The following is a 14,845-nucleotide window of genomic DNA, read 5'->3' as shown; positions in this document are numbered from 1 at the left end:
CGCGCGCGGAATCGAGTCGCATCCCGGCCCCGCTTTTGCGATACTGCACGCGTAAATAGAGGGAGGTTGCCCATGAAACGCCGCGCCATTGTCGGACTTCTGGCTGCGCCGCTGCTGGCGATCGCGCTGCCTGTGAGCGCCGCCATCGTCAAGCTCGGCGCCGACGAGGTCGAGGCGCTGCTGGCAGGCAATACCATCGTCGGCACCTGGTCCGGCACGTCCTATCGCCAGTATTTCGCCCCGGATGGCACCACGCTCTATGTGCCCGAGGGCGGCAAGCCCGACGAGGGGCGCTGGCGCGCCAATCCCGAGACCCACGATTACGAGAGCTGGTGGCGCAGCACCGGCTGGACGCCCTATGCGCTTGTGCGCACCGAAGACGGCGGGCTGGCCTGGGTCAACGGCGACCGGCTGGAGCCGTTCCGGGTGCTGGAGGGGCGGCAGGTCGAGTGACGCGGGGCGCGCTGTCCCGGTGGCGGCCTGCGCGCGGGGGCGCGCAGGCCGATGTCATGGACAGCGCCAGTGCGCCCCGGATCATCCCACGCGGGCGTCGGTGACTGCGCGCTCTTTCCTCGGATCGAAGAAGGGTTTCTCCACCACCGTGGCCGAGACCGGTCCGCTCGGCGTCGTGACATCAAGTTGGGTGCCGAGGTCGGCGCAGTCGACCGAGACCATCGCAAGCGCGATGTTCCGGTCAAGACGCGGCGAGTAAACCGCCGACGTCACGCGCCCCACGGTCGTGCCATCCTGCGCGACATCCCAGAACCGCGTATTGGGTCCGGCAAGGCGCGGACCGTCGATCACGAGGCCCACCTGTTTGCGCGTCACGCCGCTGTCGCGGATGCGGCGCAGGGCAAACTTGCCGATGAACTCTGCCTCCATGTCGAGGTTCACGAGCCGATCAAGGCCAAGCTCGTAGGGGTTGGTGAGCATGTCCGCATCGGCGTGATACGAGAGCATCCCGCCCTCGATGCGCCGGATCGTCGAGGTGTGGCCCGGTTTGAGGCCAAGCGGCAGACCCACGGCCATGATCCGCTCCCACAGCGCGTCGCCGCGGGTGCCGTCGAGCAGGTAGATCTCGTAGCCCAACTCGCTTGACCAGCCGGTGCGCGAGACGATCAGGGGAATGCCGTCAAGCTCCATCTCGCGCAGCCAGTAATAGCGCAGGTCCATGATCTCGTCGCCAAAGAGCGCACGCATGATCTCGCCGGATTTCGGACCCTGCAATTGCAGGGGCGAAACATCGGGTTCGCGGATCGTCACGTCCAGCCCCGAATGCACCGCCACCCCCTGCGCCCAGAGCAGGATGTCGCTGTCGGCGAGCGACAGCCAGAAATGGTTTTCGCCCAGCCGGAGGCAGATCGGGTCGTTGAGAATGCCGCCCTCCGCGTTTGTGATCAGAACGTATTTGCACTGTCCCACGGCCATGCCCGACAGATCGCGCGGCGTCAGCATCTGGGTGAAGCGCGCGGCGTCCGGCCCGGTGATCTCGACCTGCCGTTCCACAGCCACGTCGCACAGGATCGCGTCATTGACGAGGGTCCAGAAATTCTGCTCCGGATCGCCGAAATCGCGCGGGATATACATATGATTATAAACCGAAAACCCCTGCGCGCCCCACCGAACGGTGGCGTCGAAGAACGGGGATTTGCGGATCTGCGTGCCGAAGCCGAAATCGTCAGAGTGCATCATGTCGTCACCTCCCGGTCAGGTGCCCGGGTTTCGGGCACAGTGTCTGTCTGGCCGGGGTGATATCATCGGAGGCGGCGTCGGCGCGGGCCGAAAATGGCCCTCGAACGCGACTGATCGGGCTGATTTTCGCCCCGATCCCGGAACATCCGGTCGCATGATCCTAGGGGGCCTCTCCGCGCGCCAGTTTCAGGAGGTTGGGCTGGGTGGACTTGATTCGGCGGGTCGTGAAATAGGTCATGTAGCGGTCGATCCCCAGATCGGCCGACAGCAGGGCCTCCATCAGCGTCTGGAAGGCCGCCATCGAGGGGGTGGCCACCGTCAGGATGTAATCGACGCCGCCGCCCGTGGCCACGCAACGGGTGACCTCGTCGATGGTGCGGATATGCGTTTCGAACCGGTCGAAATCGGCCTTGCGGTGATGGGACAGCGAGACGGTGACGACAACCTCGGTCACGTCACAGACCCGCTCGAGCGCGATATCGCCGTGATAGCCGCGAATGAAGCCCGCAGCCTTGAGCCGGTCGAGCCGCGCCCAGCACGGCGTGGGCGACAGGTTCACGATCTCGGCAAGCCGCGTCTTGCTGAGTTGGCCGTGCCGCTGCACCGCGTTGAGGATTCGCAGGTCGATGGCATCGAGACCGGTTTTCTTCATCGTCGGGCCTGTGTGCGGGTTCATGTCAGGCAGGTGCGGGGCGCGGGTGCCGCCGATCAGCAGTTAGGCACGTTGACGGCAAGGCCGCCAAGCGAGGTTTCCTTGTATTTCTCGCTCATGTCGAGGCCGGTCTGGCGCATGGTCTCGATGCAGGCATCGAGCGGCACGAAATGGGTGCCGTCGCCGCGCAGCGCGAGCGAGGCGGCCGAGACGGCCTTGATGGCCCCCAGACCGTTGCGCTCGATGCAGGGCACCTGCACAAGGCCCTTGACCGGGTCGCAGGTCATGCCGAGATGATGCTCGAGCGCGATTTCGGCGGCGTTCTCGATCTGTTGCGCCGTGCCGCCCAGCACGGCGCAGAGCCCGGCGGCGGCCATGGCGGCGGCGCTGCCCACCTCGGCCTGACAGCCCGCCTCGGCCCCGGAGATCGAGGCGTTGAACTTCACGAGGCCACCGATGGCGGCGGCGGTGAGCAGGAATTCCTCGACCCGCCCCTCATGCGCGCCCGGCACGTGATCGAGCCAGTAACGGATCACCGCCGGCACCACCCCCGCCGCGCCGTTGGTGGGCGCGGTGACAACCTGACCGCCCGCCGCGTTCTCTTCGTTGACGGCCATGGCATAGGCGCTCATCCAGTCGTTGATCTTGTGCGGCGCGGTGAGGTTGGTGCCCCGCTCGGCCAGAAGCGCGTCGCGGATGCCCTTGGCGCGGCGCTTGACGCCGAGGCCGCCCGGAAGCGTGCCCTCCGCCTCCAGCCCGCGCTCGATGCAGTCGTTCATCACCTGCCAGATCCGCGCCACGCCGGTGCGCAGCCCGTCATGCCCGCGCCGCGAAATCTCGTTGGCGCGCTTCATCTCGGCAATCGTCTTGCCGGACCGCTCGGCCATGTCGAGCATCTCGGCGGCGGACTTGAACGGGTAGGGCACAGGTGCCCCCTCGTCGGTCGCCTTGCCTGCGGCAAGCTCTGCCTCGGTCATCACGAAGCCGCCGCCGATGGAATAATAGGTCTCCTGCAGGAGCACGTCGCCCTGCGCGTCGGTGGCCATGAGGATCATGCCATTGGCATGGCCGGGCAGGTTGGGGCCGAAATCGAAGATCAGGTCCTCTTTCGGGCTGAAGCGGAGCGTGGGCAGATCGGGCGGCGTGATCGTGTGGCTGTCGCGGATGGCGTCGAGCGTGGCCTCGGCGCGGTCATGGTCATAGGTTTCGGGAAGGAAGCCTGCAAGGCCAAGGATGGTGGCGCGGTCGCTCGCGTGCCCCACCCCGGTAAAGGCGAGGCTGCCGTGCAGCGAGCCGCGCAACCCGGCATAGTGGAACGGCTCATTGCGCATCCGGTCGAGAAACCGCGCGGCGGCCACCATTGGCCCCATCGTGTGCGACGACGACGGGCCGATCCCGACCTTGAACATCTCGAATACCGACAGAAACATCGCACGCCCCCCTGATATGCGGCGCTTATCGTCGCACCTTACCAGAGCTACGCGCCCAAAAGCGACGCTTCAAGGGGCGCGCGGTGACATATGGGCGATCAGAGCGCGCTGCCCTCGGGCGGATCAGGGGGCGCGGGTGCGGTGAAGGGGTGCGGCCCCAGCCCCTCGGCGGCGATGGCGGCGCGTGTGGCGGGGCTGCGTTCGATCCGCTCAAGCAGGGCATAAAGGCGCGGCCAGCGGCGCGGATCATGGCCGGGGTCGCGGGCGGGATAGAGCGCGCGCCAGCGCATCAGGCAAGCAAGGTAGGGGTCGAGCAGCGAGGGGTGATCGGCCCCGAACCAGGGCGCGGCACGGGTTTCGAGAATATCCAGTTGCCCCGCAAAGCGCGCCTGCGCCGCCGTGCAGAGCGCCCCGGCGCTGTGATCCAGATATTGCTCGGGGTAAAAGCTCATCCGCAGGGTGGGATGCAGGGTGTTGGAGAGGTAGAACAGCCATTTGAGGAAATCGCCCCGTGCGGGCGCATCGGGCGCAGGCGCGCCCTGCCCGTGGCGGTCTGCAAGCCAGAGAAGAATGGCCCCGGTCTCGAAGAGAACACCCTCGGACGTTTCCAGCGCGGGGATGAGCCCCGCCGGGTTGAGCGCGAGATAGGCGGGGGATTTCTGCGCCCGCGTGGCACGGTCCACCAGCACGGTCTCATAGGGCGCGCCCATGCCCTCCAGCGCCAGCCGGATCACCAGCGAGGCGTTGTCGGGCGCGTAATGCAGCCGGTAGGGCATGGCGCGGGCGCGCGCTCAGGCCTTGTCACCCACATTGGCGGCGAAGGCGGCGTCAAACGCGATCTGCTTCTCGGCATCGGCATCGGTCTGGTAGCGCGATTTCCATTCGGGATAGGGCTTTCCGTAATAGATTTCGCGCGCCTCGTCCTTGGTCATCCCGAGGCCCTTCTCATGCGCGGCCTCCTGATACCAGCGCGACAGGCAGTTGCGGCAAAAGCCCGCAAGGTTCATCAGGTCGATGTTCTGCACGTCCGTGCGTTTTTCCATCAGGTGATGGCGCAGCTTGCGAAAGGCGGCGGCCTCAAGTTCGATACGGGTCTGGTCGTCCATGGCTCTCTCCTGTCGTTTGTCCAAAGATGCGGCCCGATGCGCCGGGGCGCAAGGGGTCAGACATGATCCAGAACCTCGCGCAGCATCGGTGCAAGGCGCGCGGCCCAGGCCTCTTGCTGCGCCGGTGTGGTGATGAGGTCGTTGCGCAGCTCGATCAGGATATTGGGCCGCTCATGGGCGATGGCGTGGCGCGCGATGCTGTCGCCGGGCAGGTGCCCGCCATAGGGCTCGTTATCGCCGACGCAAAGATCCGGCTCGGCCCGCAGCCGCGCCAGCAGCGGCTTGGCCAGGCGCTCATCGGCGGCATAGAGCAGGCCGACATGCCACGGGCGCGGCGGGCGGCCGCGCAATTGCGGGGTAAAGCTGTGGATCGAGAGAATCGCGGTGTCGCTCCGGCGCGCGGCAAGCTCTGCCAGCGCGGTGTGATAGGGGCGGTAGAGCCGGTTGAGGCGGCGCATGAAATCCGCGTCATCGACATGGCGGTTGGCGGGGATGACCGTGCCGTCATAGAGCTTCATCACCAGGGTGGGGTCATCCTCGCCCCGATTCGGGTCGATCACGAGGCGCGAGAAATTCGTGGCGATCAGCGGCGCATCGAGCGCATCGGCCAGCCCCCGCGCCAGCCCCGCCGCGCCCACGTCATAGGCGATGTGGCGGGCCATGTCCTCGGGCGCGATGCCAAGGCTGCCGCCACCCACGAAATCGGGCACGGTATTGGTGGCGTGATCGCAGGTCACAAGCCAGCGGGAGGGGCGCGCGGCGCCCGCGATGTCATATGGCTGATACATGGTCCGGGTTGGCTTCTATTGTCGCACCGGTCTAGGACAGTTGCCGGGAAAAGGGAATTGGGTCATAAGCCGGACAAGCATCACGTTAGCGATAACAGTCCGGCCCGCCCGCGAAGGAGATGAGATGAGACGGCACCGCAAAGTCAAGATCGTGGCCACGCTTGGCCCGGCCTCCTCGGATTACGAGACGATCCGCGCCCTGCATGAGGCGGGGGCGGATGTGTTCCGCCTCAACATGAGCCACGGCAGTCAGGACGACATCGCCGCGCGCCATGCCATCATCCGGCAGATCGAAGAGGAGATGGACAGCCCGATTGCCATTCTCGCCGATCTTCAGGGGCCGAAACTGCGGGTGGGCGCCTTTGCGCGCGGCGAGGAGGAGTTGATCGAGGGCGCAGCCTTCCGGCTCGACCTTGACGAGGCGGAGGGGGACGCGGATCGCGTCTGCCTGCCCCATCCGGAGATTTTCGCCGCCCTGGAGCCGGGCGCGCAGCTTCTGGTCAACGATGGCAAGATCCGACTGCGGGTGCGCGATTGCGGCCCCGATTTCGCCGATTGCGAGGTTGTGGTGGGCGGCACCATCTCCAACCGCAAGGGCGTCAACGTGCCCGATGTGGTGCTGCCGCTGGCGGCGCTCTCCGAAAAGGACCGCGACGATCTGGAATTTGCCTGCGAATTGGGGGTGGACTGGCTCGCTCTCAGCTTCGTGCAGCGCCCCGAGGATGTGAACGAGGCGCGGATTTTGGTGAAGGGGCGCGCCGCGATCATGTCGAAGATCGAGAAACCGGCGGCGGTGAAATGCTTTGACGATATTCTGGCGGTAAGCGACGGGATCATGGTGGCGCGCGGAGATCTGGGCGTGGAACTGCCCGTCCAGAACGTGCCACCGATCCAGAAGCGGCTTGTGCGCAAGTGCCGCGCGGCGGCCAAACCGGTGATCGTGGCGACCCAGATGCTCGAATCGATGATCGAGTCGCCGATGCCCACGCGCGCCGAGGTCTCGGACGTGGCCACCGCGATCTACGAGGGGGCGGATGCGATCATGCTGTCGGCGGAGTCGGCGGCCGGTCACTATCCGGTCGAGGCCGTGACCACGATGGACAATGTCGCCCGCGAGGTCGAGGACGATCCGACCTACCGCGAGGTGATCGAGGCCAGCCGCAAGGTGAATCGCCAGAGCATCGCCGACGGCATCGTGGTGGCCGCGCGCGAGATCGCCGAGACCACCGATATCAAGGCGATCTGCTGCTATACCGAATCGGGCACGACCGCCCTCCTGACCGCCCGCGAGCGGCCGCATGTGCCGATCATCGCCCTCACCAGCCTGCGCGCCACGGCGCGTCGGCTGGCGCTGACATGGGGGGTGAACTGTGTGATGACGCCGGAACTTACCCGCTTCAAGATGGCCGTGATCAACGCCGCGCGGGCCGCGCGCGCACAGGGCTATGCCGAGGAAAACGATCAGATCGTCGTGACCGCCGGTGTGCCCTTCAACGTGCCGGGAACCACGAATATCCTGCGCGTCGCGCCCTGCAAGGAAAGTTTGATCTACGCGACCGATCCGGGCTAAGCTTCGACACTGTTTTGGTTATCAGGGGGTGGGTGATGGATGCGGATCTGGCCATGGCAATCGGCACGGTATTGGGGGTCCTGTCGATCCCGGCGATGCTTTCGGCCGTGTCGGATGCGCGAGCGCCGCGGGTCGGTGCCGTCACCGTGGTGATCGCGGGTGCCTTGATCGTGTGGGCGATGTCCAACAAGCCCGGCGGCTACAAGGTTGCCGAACTGCCCTCCCTGATCGTCACCGTGGCCGCGCGCTTCATCCCCTGACCGCGCCGGGACGCCGCCCCTTGATCTTTGGCACGGCGGGGTCTAGACACCGCCGGTGGCCAGAGGGCCGCATCCTGACTCAAACACGCCGTGGTCGGCCCATCCGTCGCTGGGGGCCGCATCCGGCAAGGAGAAGCGACAATGAAACTGCACGAACTTCGTGACAACGAGGGCGCGACCAAGCGCCGCAAGCGTATCGGGCGTGGTCCCGGCTCGGGCATGGGCAAGACCGGTGGCCGTGGCATCAAGGGCCAGAAATCCCGCTCGGGCGTGGCGATCAAGGGCTACGAGGGCGGCCAGATGCCGCTCTATCAGCGTCTGCCCAAGCGCGGCTTTACCAAGCCGAACCGCAAATCCTATGCGGTGGTCAATCTCGGCCTCATCCAGAAATTCGTCGATGCGGGCAAGATCGACGCGGACCAGCCGATCACCGAAGAGGTGCTCGTGACCTCCGGTCTGGTGCGGCGCAAGCTTGACGGGATCAGGGTTCTGGCCAAGGGCGACGTGACGGGCAAGCTGTCGATTTCCGTGACCGGCGCGTCCAAATCCGCCGTCGAGGCGGTGGAGAAGGCGGGCGGTTCGCTTTCGGTGACGACAGCACAGGCTGCCGAATAAGAGGTTGTGAGCGGGCCGTGGCCCGCTTACATAGACCTCAGGTTTTCCGATGACGCCGCCCGAGCCGAAAACCGGTTCCGGCGGCGTTTCCACATGAAAGAGACCCTCGCATGGTATCTGCAGCAGAGCAAATGGCGGCCAATACAAGCTGGTCCGCGCTTGGCAAGGCGACCGATCTCCGCAACCGCATCCTGTTCACGCTGGGGCTGCTGATCGTCTACCGCCTTGGCACGTTCATTCCCGTGCCGGGCATCGACGGCGCGGCGCTGCGAGAGTTCATGGAGGGCGCGCAGGCCACTATCGGCGGGATGATGAGCATGTTCACCGGCGGCGCGCTTGGCCGCATGGGTATCTTTGCGCTCGGGATCATGCCCTATATCTCGGCCTCGATCATCGTGCAGCTTCTGACGGCCATGGTGCCCGCGCTTCAGCAATTGAAGAAAGAGGGCGAACAGGGCCGCAAGAAGATCAATCAATACACCCGCTATGGCACCGTGGGCCTTGCCACATTGCAAAGCTATGGTCTGGCGGTCTCGCTCCAGTCGGGCGAGATGGTGACCAATCCGGGCATGTTCTTCATCGTGTCCTGCATGATCACGCTGATCGGCGGCACGATGTTCCTGATGTGGCTGGGCGAGCAGATCACCGCGCGCGGCGTCGGCAACGGCATCTCGCTCATCATCTTTGTCGGCATCATCGCCGAAGTGCCCGCCGCACTGGCGCAGTTCTTTGCCTCCGGGCGCTCCGGCGCGATCAGCCCGGCGGTGATCGTGGGCGTGATCGTCATGGTCGTGGCGGTCATCGCGTTCGTCGTGTTCATGGAACGATCCTTGCGCAAGATCCACATCCAGTATCCGCGCCGTCAGGTCGGCATGAAGGTCTATGACGGCGGCTCGTCGCATCTGCCGGTCAAGGTCAATCCGGCGGGCGTGATCCCGGCAATTTTCGCGTCGTCGCTCTTGCTCCTGCCTGCGACGATCGGCACGTTTTCGGGCAACCACACCAACCCGGTGATGTCTACGATCATGGCCTATTTCGGCCCCGGTCAGCCGCTTTACCTGCTGTTCTTCTCGGCGATGATCGTCTTCTTCACCTATTTCTACACCTTCAACGTCTCGTTCAAGCCCGATGACGTGGCCGAGAATCTCAAGAACCAGAACGGGTTCGTGCCGGGCATCCGGCCCGGCAAGCGGACCGAGGAATTCCTCGAATATGTGCTCAACCGCATCCTCGTTCTGGGGTCGGTCTATCTGACCGCCGTCTGCCTTCTGCCCGAGGTGCTGCGCAACCAGTTCGCGATTCCGTTCTACTTTGGTGGCACCTCGGTGCTGATCGTGGTCTCGGTGACGATGGACACGATCCAGCAGGTGCAATCGCATCTTCTGGCCCATCAGTATGAGGGGCTGATCGAAAAGTCTCAGCTCAGCGGGAAGGGTCGCAAACGCACCAATCGCAGAGGACCGGCACGGCGATGAACCTTATTCTTCTCGGACCGCCCGGCGCGGGCAAGGGCACGCAGGCGCAACATCTGGTCGAGACGCGCGGCATGATCCAGCTCTCGACAGGCGACATGCTGCGCGCGGCGAAGGACAGCGGCACCGAGATGGGCCGGATCGTGGCCGACGTGATGGCGCGCGGCGATCTGGTGACGGATGAGATCGTGATCGGCCTCATCCGCGAGAAATTGCAGGACGACAAGGCAGGCGGGTTCATCTTCGACGGCTTCCCGCGCACGCTGGCGCAGGCCGATGCGCTTGGCGCGCTTCTCGATGAGCAGGGCGAGGTGCTCGATGCGGTGATCGAGTTGCAGGTGGATGACGAAACGCTGATCCGCCGCATCGTGAACCGGGCCGAGGAGGCAGCCGCCGCAGGGCAGCCGGTGCGCGCCGATGACAACGAAGCGGCCGTGCGCCATCGCCTGACCGAATATTACAAGAAAACCTCGCCGCTCATCGGCTATTACCATGCCAAGGGGCAATTGGCCGCTGTCGATGGTCTGGGCGAGATCGACGATGTGAAGGCTGCGATCGCGGCAGTGCTTGACAAATGACCCGGCGGGGACTTGACGCCCCTCCCGATTCTCCATAACAGGCAGTTTCTGACTTCCGCTCTTGATTCCCTGAGGGGCGCGCCCTCTTCGAGTCGACCACCCGAGATCAGCCGCGGCCCGATGCGCAAGCCTCGGGCTTACGTTGTGAAAAAAGGTTCTGGCACAACGGAACCGCAACGAAAAGGAAAAGACACTTGGCACGTATCGCCGGCGTTAACATCCCGACCAGCAAACGGGTTCCCATCGCCCTCACCTATATAACCGGAATCGGCCATGCTTCGGCCAAGGCCATCTGCGAGGCCGTGAATATCGACCTGTCCCGCCGCGTCAACGAGCTTTCGGATGCCGAGGCCCTGGCGCTGCGCGAGCATATCGACGCCAATTACGCGGTCGAAGGCGACCTGCGCCGCGAGACGCAGATGAACATCAAGCGGCTGATGGACCTCGGCTGCTACCGTGGCCTTCGCCATCGCCGCAACCTGCCGGTTCGCGGCCAGCGCACCCATACCAACGCCCGCACCCGCAAGGGCCCGGCAAAAGCCATTGCCGGCAAGAAGAAATAAGGGAGGGCAGCAGATATGGCACGCGAGACCAAACGCACCAAGAAGAAGGTTTCCAAGAACATCGCCACGGGCGTTGCTCATGTGAATTCGTCCTTCAACAACACCAAGATCCTCATCTCCGACGTTCAGGGCAACGCGATTGCCTGGTCCTCTGCGGGCACGATGGGCTTCAAGGGATCGCGCAAATCGACCCCCTATGCGGCCCAGATGGCCGCAGAGGACGCGGGCCGCAAGGCGCAGGAACACGGCATGAAAACGCTCGAGGTCGAGGTGCAGGGCCCCGGTTCGGGCCGCGAATCGGCGCTGCGCGCGCTGGCCGCCGTCGGTTTCAACATCACCTCGATCCGTGACGTGACGCCGATTGCCCATAACGGCTGTCGCCCGCCGAAACGCCGCCGGGTCTGAGCGCAACGATTGCCAACAGGGCCGCGCCACGGGCGCGGTCCTGCACGTTATTTAGAAATCCTCGGGCGTCGCCGCCTTTCGGACATGGGGCGGGGACTGGAATGGAGGGACGCATGATCCATAAAAACTGGGCAGACCTGATCAAGCCGGCACAGCTCGTGATCAAGCCGGGCAACGATCCGCTGCGTCAGGCGGTGGTCGTGGCCGAGCCGCTCGAGCGCGGCTTTGGCCTCACGCTGGGCAACGCGTTGCGGCGCGTTCTGCTCTCGTCGCTTCAGGGCGCGGCCATCACGGCGGTTCAGATCGACAACGTGCTGCACGAGTTTTCTTCGGTTGCGGGTGTGCGCGAGGATGTCACCGACATCGTCCTCAACCTCAAGGGCGTGGCGATCCGCATGGAAGTGGACGGGCCGAAGCGGCTGACGATCAACGCCAAGGGTCCGGGTGCCGTCACCGCCGGCGATATCTCGGACAGCGCGGGCATCGAGATCCTGAACCGCGATCACATCATCTGTCATCTCGACGAGGGTGCCGATCTCTACGTGGAACTGACGGTCAACACCGGCAAGGGCTATGTTCCGGCAGACAAGAACAAGCCCGAGGACGCGCCCATCGGCCTTATCCCGATCGATGCGATCTATTCGCCGGTGACGCGCGTCAGCTATGACGTGCAGCCCACCCGCGAAGGCCAGGTGCTCGATTATGACAAGCTGACCATGAAGGTCGACACCGACGGCTCCCTGACGCCCGAGGACGCGGTGGCCTATGCCGCGCGCATCCTTCAGGATCAGCTTGGCATCTTCGTCAACTTCGACGAGCCGGAATCCTCGCTCCGTCAGGATGACGAGGACGGACTCGAGTTCAACCCGCTTCTGCTCAAGAAGGTGGACGAGTTGGAACTGTCGGTCCGCTCGGCCAACTGCCTCAAGAACGACAATATCGTCTATATCGGCGATCTCATCCAGAAAACCGAGGCAGAGATGCTGCGCACGCCGAACTTCGGCCGCAAGTCGCTCAACGAGATCAAGGAAGTGCTCTCGGGCATGGGCCTTCACCTCGGCATGGATGTCGAGGACTGGCCGCCCGACGATATCGAGGACCTCGCCAAGAAGTTCGAAGACGCCTTTTGAGATAAGGGGACGGAAACTTGAAAAGTTTCCGTTCCGATTTCTTTTCAAGAAATCGGTTCCCTGCCAACCGGGCAATCCCGCCCCAAGGAGAGCGGCTGACACGCATCAGACCGCCGGACAAAGCAAAACGCCCAGGAGATAGACAATGCGTCACGCCAGAGGATACCGCCGACTAAACCGCACCCACGAACACCGCAAGGCGATGTGGGCGAACATGTCGGGCTCGCTCATCGAACATGAGCAGATCAAGACCACCCTGCCCAAGGCCAAGGAATTGCGCCGTGTGGTGGAAAAACTCATCACGCTCGGCAAGCGCGGTGATCTGCACGCGCGTCGTCAGGCGGCGGCGCAACTCAAGCAGGACAAGCATGTGGCCAAGCTGTTCGAGGTGCTCGGCCCCCGCTATGCCGAACGTCAGGGCGGCTATGTGCGCGTGCTCAAGGCCGGGTTCCGCTATGGCGACATGGCGCCGATGGCGATCATCGAACTCGTCGACCGCGATCCGAGCGCCAAGGGCGCCGATGACCGCGCGCGGCTTGAGGCCGAAGAGGCCGCCGAGGACTAGATCCCGGCCCGTCACGCGGCCCGGTCAGAACCGGCAGGGTTCCCGCCAGTGGCGGGGACCTTTTCGTTTGCGGGTCTGGCCCGCGCGTTCCGGTGCCATCATGCGCCGGCGGTATTCCATGATGCGGGCTCATGGCCGATCACTGCGGCCGCCAGCACCATGTCGGTGGCGCGCGCCTTGAGCAGCGCCTGATGCGCGGGCGTGTAGAGCGCCTCGCCGAAAGAGGTGGAAAAGGTGGCGCGGTTCGACACGTTGTAAAAGCTGAAAGAGCTGATGAGCCAATGCAGTTCCAGCGGATCGACGCCCGACCGGAACAGGCCCATGGCCTTGCCCCGTTCGCACACATCGGTCAGCTTTTCGATGATCGAGCGGTTGAGCTTGGGCACGATTTCGGATTTGCGCAAGTAAGCGGCGTTGTGGATGTTCTCGATCATCACCAGCCGGATGAAATGCGGTGAGGTGACATGCGCCTCGAAGGTCGCCTCGACCAGTTGCCGCAGCGCCTCGACCGGGTCCAGCCCGGCGAAATCGAGCAGGTCCTCCGCGTTGCGCAACGAGGCGTAGACGCCTTCGAGCACGGCACAATACAGCCCCTCCTTGTCGCCGAAATAATAATAGATCATGCGCTTGGAGGTCGAGGTCCGGCGGGCGATCTCGTTGATATTGGCCCCGGCAAGGCCATGGGCGGCAAACTCGTCGGTGGCGACGCCGAGGATGTCCGCCCTGACCGTCTCAGGGTCCTTTTTCCACGAGGTCTTGCGTTCCTTTTTCGGTGTTTCCGCCCCTCCGTCCATCGCCTTGCCTCTTGTTTCATGGGTGCTGCGCAAGTTGCGTAGCATAAAATTAACCCACGGGTCCATTTTTAATTTGAAAAATTAACCTCTGGGTTAATAACTGGGGGAGACCGGCGGGGCGAGGAGCGAATCGTCGGACAGACCACAATCAGGGAGGACGGAATGTCTTTTAAGTTTCTCGGCACGCTTGCGGCGCTTGGCCTGAGCGCCACCATCGCCACCGCGCAGAATTACCCTACCAAGGAAATTCAGGGCATCATCCAATGGGGGGCGGGCGGCTCGACCGATACGGTCATGCGCTCGGTCACGCCCCATGCCGAGGAGGCGCTTGGCGGCACGGTCGTCATGCAGAACATGACCGGCGCGGTCGGGGCCATTGCGCTGAACCACGTGGCAGGCGCGGCCGCAGATGGCTACACCCTGCTCATGGGTGCGGAAAACCCGATGCTCTACAAGATCATGGGTCTGGGCGACAAGGATTACTCGGAATTCGTGCCGATCAACATTCTGGCGCGCGGCACGCCCATTCTGGTGGCCAATAACGATGTCCCGTTTGACGACTATGCCGGCATGATGGCCCATATCGCGGCAAATCCCGGTGAATTGCGCCTTGGCTCGACCGGCCCCGGTGGCGTGCCGTCGGTCGTGACCGCGATGATGAACACGGTCGAAGGCAATCTTGACGTGATCTCGGTGCCCTATGACGGCGACGGCCCGGCGCTGACCGCGCTTCAGGGGGGGGCGATCGACGTCATGCCCGCCGTTCTGGGAGCTGCCATCGAAGGGATCCGCGCGGGCACGATGAAGCCGCTGGCGCTGTTTGACACCCAACCCAGCGACAAGCTACCGGAGGTGCCCGCCGTCACCTCGTTCAACGAAGGCTACGCCACCTACCTGCCCTGGGGGCCGTTCTTTGGTGTTTTCGTCCCCAAAGGCACGCCCGATGACGTGATCGCAGAGTTGAGCGCCGCCTATGCCAAAGGGGCCGAGCACCCCGATTTCGTCAAGCTGATGGACAGCCGTGGGTTCACCATGATGGCAATCAGCGGCGAAGAGGCCGACGCGTTCCTGACCAAATGGCAGCAAGGCACCGCGTGGCTCTTGCACGATGCCGGTCTGACCAAGGCATCGCCGGAAGAGTTCGGGATTGCCCGCCCGGGCAACTAAGCTTTCACGTGCGACCTGCTGGCCTTCGGGCCTGACGAACACGGCGCCGCCCGCGCCA

The 14,845-nt window shown here is 64.4% G+C and carries 18 protein-coding genes; 11 read left to right on the top strand and 7 right to left on the bottom strand.

Going from position 1 to position 14,845, the window contains the following annotated elements; all coding sequences use genetic code 11:
- Positions 1–72 precede the first annotated feature (72 nt).
- On the top strand, positions 73–453 hold the full coding sequence (locus ACSSV8_RS01190) for a hypothetical protein (protein WP_454281238.1): 381 nt from the start codon (positions 73–75) through the stop codon (positions 451–453).
- Between the two features lie 81 nt (positions 454–534).
- On the opposite strand, the gene ACSSV8_RS01185 is transcribed toward ACSSV8_RS01190, so the two are convergent.
- The 6 genes from ACSSV8_RS01185 to ACSSV8_RS01160 all read right to left on the bottom strand — a co-directional run bounded on the left by ACSSV8_RS01185 (position 535) and on the right by ACSSV8_RS01160 (position 5,668).
- Positions 535–1,692 carry a glycine cleavage T C-terminal barrel domain-containing protein gene (locus ACSSV8_RS01185; protein WP_454281237.1) on the bottom strand — a complete coding sequence of 386 codons (1,158 nt, stop codon included), beginning with the start codon at positions 1,690–1,692 and terminating at the stop codon, positions 535–537.
- 160 nt (positions 1,693–1,852) lie between these two features.
- On the bottom strand, positions 1,853–2,344 hold the full coding sequence (locus tag ACSSV8_RS01180; RefSeq protein WP_354538859.1) for an Lrp/AsnC family transcriptional regulator: 492 nt from the start codon (positions 2,342–2,344) through the stop codon (positions 1,853–1,855).
- Between the two features lie 56 nt (positions 2,345–2,400).
- Positions 2,401–3,774, bottom strand: a complete 1,374-nt coding sequence (locus ACSSV8_RS01175; protein WP_454281236.1) for an L-serine ammonia-lyase — start codon at positions 3,772–3,774, stop codon at positions 2,401–2,403.
- 98 nt (positions 3,775–3,872) lie between these two features.
- A complete protein-coding gene (locus tag ACSSV8_RS01170) occupies positions 3,873–4,550 on the bottom strand; it encodes a glutathione S-transferase family protein (protein ID WP_454281235.1) in 678 nt (225 codons plus the stop codon).
- 15 nt (positions 4,551–4,565) lie between these two features.
- Entirely contained in the window at positions 4,566–4,880 is a 315-nt protein-coding gene (locus ACSSV8_RS01165; RefSeq protein ID WP_454281234.1) for a DUF1244 domain-containing protein, read from the bottom strand.
- Between the two features lie 56 nt (positions 4,881–4,936).
- On the bottom strand, positions 4,937–5,668 hold the full coding sequence (locus ACSSV8_RS01160) for an N-formylglutamate amidohydrolase (protein ID WP_354538863.1): 732 nt from the start codon (positions 5,666–5,668) through the stop codon (positions 4,937–4,939).
- A 124-nt stretch (positions 5,669–5,792) separates the two neighbouring features.
- Here ACSSV8_RS01160 and pyk point away from each other — a divergent pair, with 124 nt between their 5' ends.
- From pyk to rplQ, 9 genes are all read left to right on the top strand, one after another.
- The gene (gene pyk / locus ACSSV8_RS01155; RefSeq protein ID WP_454281233.1) at positions 5,793–7,238 is read left to right on the top strand and encodes a pyruvate kinase; all 1,446 of its coding nucleotides are present in this window, start codon (positions 5,793–5,795) and stop codon (positions 7,236–7,238) included.
- A 35-nt stretch (positions 7,239–7,273) separates the two neighbouring features.
- Entirely contained in the window at positions 7,274–7,498 is a 225-nt protein-coding gene (locus ACSSV8_RS01150) for a hypothetical protein (RefSeq protein ID WP_354538865.1), read from the top strand.
- Between the two features lie 141 nt (positions 7,499–7,639).
- Positions 7,640–8,113 carry a 50S ribosomal protein L15 gene (gene rplO, locus ACSSV8_RS01145; protein WP_454281232.1) on the top strand — a complete coding sequence of 158 codons (474 nt, stop codon included), beginning with the start codon at positions 7,640–7,642 and terminating at the stop codon, positions 8,111–8,113.
- Between the two features lie 110 nt (positions 8,114–8,223).
- A complete protein-coding gene (gene secY / locus ACSSV8_RS01140) occupies positions 8,224–9,588 on the top strand; it encodes a preprotein translocase subunit SecY (RefSeq protein WP_454281231.1) in 1,365 nt (454 codons plus the stop codon).
- Entirely contained in the window at positions 9,585–10,163 is a 579-nt protein-coding gene (locus tag ACSSV8_RS01135; protein WP_454281230.1) for an adenylate kinase, read from the top strand. Before secY ends, ACSSV8_RS01135 begins: the two co-directional genes overlap by 4 nt.
- A 194-nt stretch (positions 10,164–10,357) precedes the next feature.
- Entirely contained in the window at positions 10,358–10,726 is a 369-nt protein-coding gene (rpsM, locus tag ACSSV8_RS01130) for a 30S ribosomal protein S13 (protein ID WP_354538869.1), read from the top strand.
- Positions 10,727–10,741: 15 nt separating this feature from the next.
- Positions 10,742–11,131, top strand: coding sequence for a 30S ribosomal protein S11 (rpsK, locus tag ACSSV8_RS01125; protein ID WP_354538870.1), 390 nt, complete (start codon positions 10,742–10,744; stop codon positions 11,129–11,131).
- Positions 11,132–11,244: 113 nt separating this feature from the next.
- Positions 11,245–12,261, top strand: coding sequence for a DNA-directed RNA polymerase subunit alpha (locus ACSSV8_RS01120; RefSeq protein ID WP_354538871.1), 1,017 nt, complete (start codon positions 11,245–11,247; stop codon positions 12,259–12,261).
- Positions 12,262–12,406: 145 nt separating this feature from the next.
- Positions 12,407–12,826, top strand: a complete 420-nt coding sequence (gene rplQ, locus ACSSV8_RS01115) for a 50S ribosomal protein L17 (protein WP_454281229.1) — start codon at positions 12,407–12,409, stop codon at positions 12,824–12,826.
- 98 nt (positions 12,827–12,924) lie between these two features.
- Here rplQ and ACSSV8_RS01110 read toward each other — a convergent pair whose 3' ends face one another.
- Complete coding sequence (locus ACSSV8_RS01110) at positions 12,925–13,620, bottom strand: TetR/AcrR family transcriptional regulator (protein ID WP_454281228.1); 696 nt, start codon at positions 13,618–13,620, stop codon at positions 12,925–12,927.
- A gap of 162 nt (positions 13,621–13,782) precedes the next feature.
- On the opposite strand from ACSSV8_RS01110, the gene ACSSV8_RS01105 reads away from it, so the two are divergent.
- Entirely contained in the window at positions 13,783–14,787 is a 1,005-nt protein-coding gene (locus tag ACSSV8_RS01105) for a Bug family tripartite tricarboxylate transporter substrate binding protein (RefSeq protein WP_354538874.1), read from the top strand.
- Positions 14,788–14,845 lie beyond the last annotated feature (58 nt).

The organism is Roseovarius sp. MBR-79, from assembly GCF_053628555.1.
This window is presented reverse-complemented; position numbering and strand designations above follow the sequence as displayed.

What these genes read in the sequence shown, in the direction of transcription:
- ACSSV8_RS01190 (WP_454281238.1), top strand. Translation starts at nt 73, where the DNA reads ATGAAACGCCGCGCCATTGTCGGACTTCTGGCTGCGCCGCTGCTGGCG.
- ACSSV8_RS01185 (WP_454281237.1), bottom strand. Translation starts at nt 1,692, where the DNA reads ATGATGCACTCTGACGATTTCGGCTTCGGCACGCAGATCCGCAAATCC.
- ACSSV8_RS01180 (WP_354538859.1), bottom strand. Translation starts at nt 2,344, where the DNA reads ATGAAGAAAACCGGTCTCGATGCCATCGACCTGCGAATCCTCAACGCG.
- ACSSV8_RS01175 (WP_454281236.1), bottom strand. Translation starts at nt 3,774, where the DNA reads ATGTTTCTGTCGGTATTCGAGATGTTCAAGGTCGGGATCGGCCCGTCG.
- ACSSV8_RS01170 (WP_454281235.1), bottom strand. Translation starts at nt 4,550, where the DNA reads ATGCCCTACCGGCTGCATTACGCGCCCGACAACGCCTCGCTGGTGATC.
- ACSSV8_RS01165 (WP_454281234.1), bottom strand. Translation starts at nt 4,880, where the DNA reads ATGGACGACCAGACCCGTATCGAACTTGAGGCCGCCGCCTTTCGCAAG.
- ACSSV8_RS01160 (WP_354538863.1), bottom strand. Translation starts at nt 5,668, where the DNA reads ATGTATCAGCCATATGACATCGCGGGCGCCGCGCGCCCCTCCCGCTGG.
- pyk (WP_454281233.1), top strand. Translation starts at nt 5,793, where the DNA reads ATGAGACGGCACCGCAAAGTCAAGATCGTGGCCACGCTTGGCCCGGCC.
- ACSSV8_RS01150 (WP_354538865.1), top strand. Translation starts at nt 7,274, where the DNA reads ATGGATGCGGATCTGGCCATGGCAATCGGCACGGTATTGGGGGTCCTG.
- rplO (WP_454281232.1), top strand. Translation starts at nt 7,640, where the DNA reads ATGAAACTGCACGAACTTCGTGACAACGAGGGCGCGACCAAGCGCCGC.
- secY (WP_454281231.1), top strand. Translation starts at nt 8,224, where the DNA reads ATGGTATCTGCAGCAGAGCAAATGGCGGCCAATACAAGCTGGTCCGCG.
- ACSSV8_RS01135 (WP_454281230.1), top strand. Translation starts at nt 9,585, where the DNA reads ATGAACCTTATTCTTCTCGGACCGCCCGGCGCGGGCAAGGGCACGCAG.
- rpsK (WP_354538870.1), top strand. Translation starts at nt 10,742, where the DNA reads ATGGCACGCGAGACCAAACGCACCAAGAAGAAGGTTTCCAAGAACATC.
- ACSSV8_RS01120 (WP_354538871.1), top strand. Translation starts at nt 11,245, where the DNA reads ATGATCCATAAAAACTGGGCAGACCTGATCAAGCCGGCACAGCTCGTG.
- rplQ (WP_454281229.1), top strand. Translation starts at nt 12,407, where the DNA reads ATGCGTCACGCCAGAGGATACCGCCGACTAAACCGCACCCACGAACAC.
- ACSSV8_RS01110 (WP_454281228.1), bottom strand. Translation starts at nt 13,620, where the DNA reads ATGGACGGAGGGGCGGAAACACCGAAAAAGGAACGCAAGACCTCGTGG.
- ACSSV8_RS01105 (WP_354538874.1), top strand. Translation starts at nt 13,783, where the DNA reads ATGTCTTTTAAGTTTCTCGGCACGCTTGCGGCGCTTGGCCTGAGCGCC.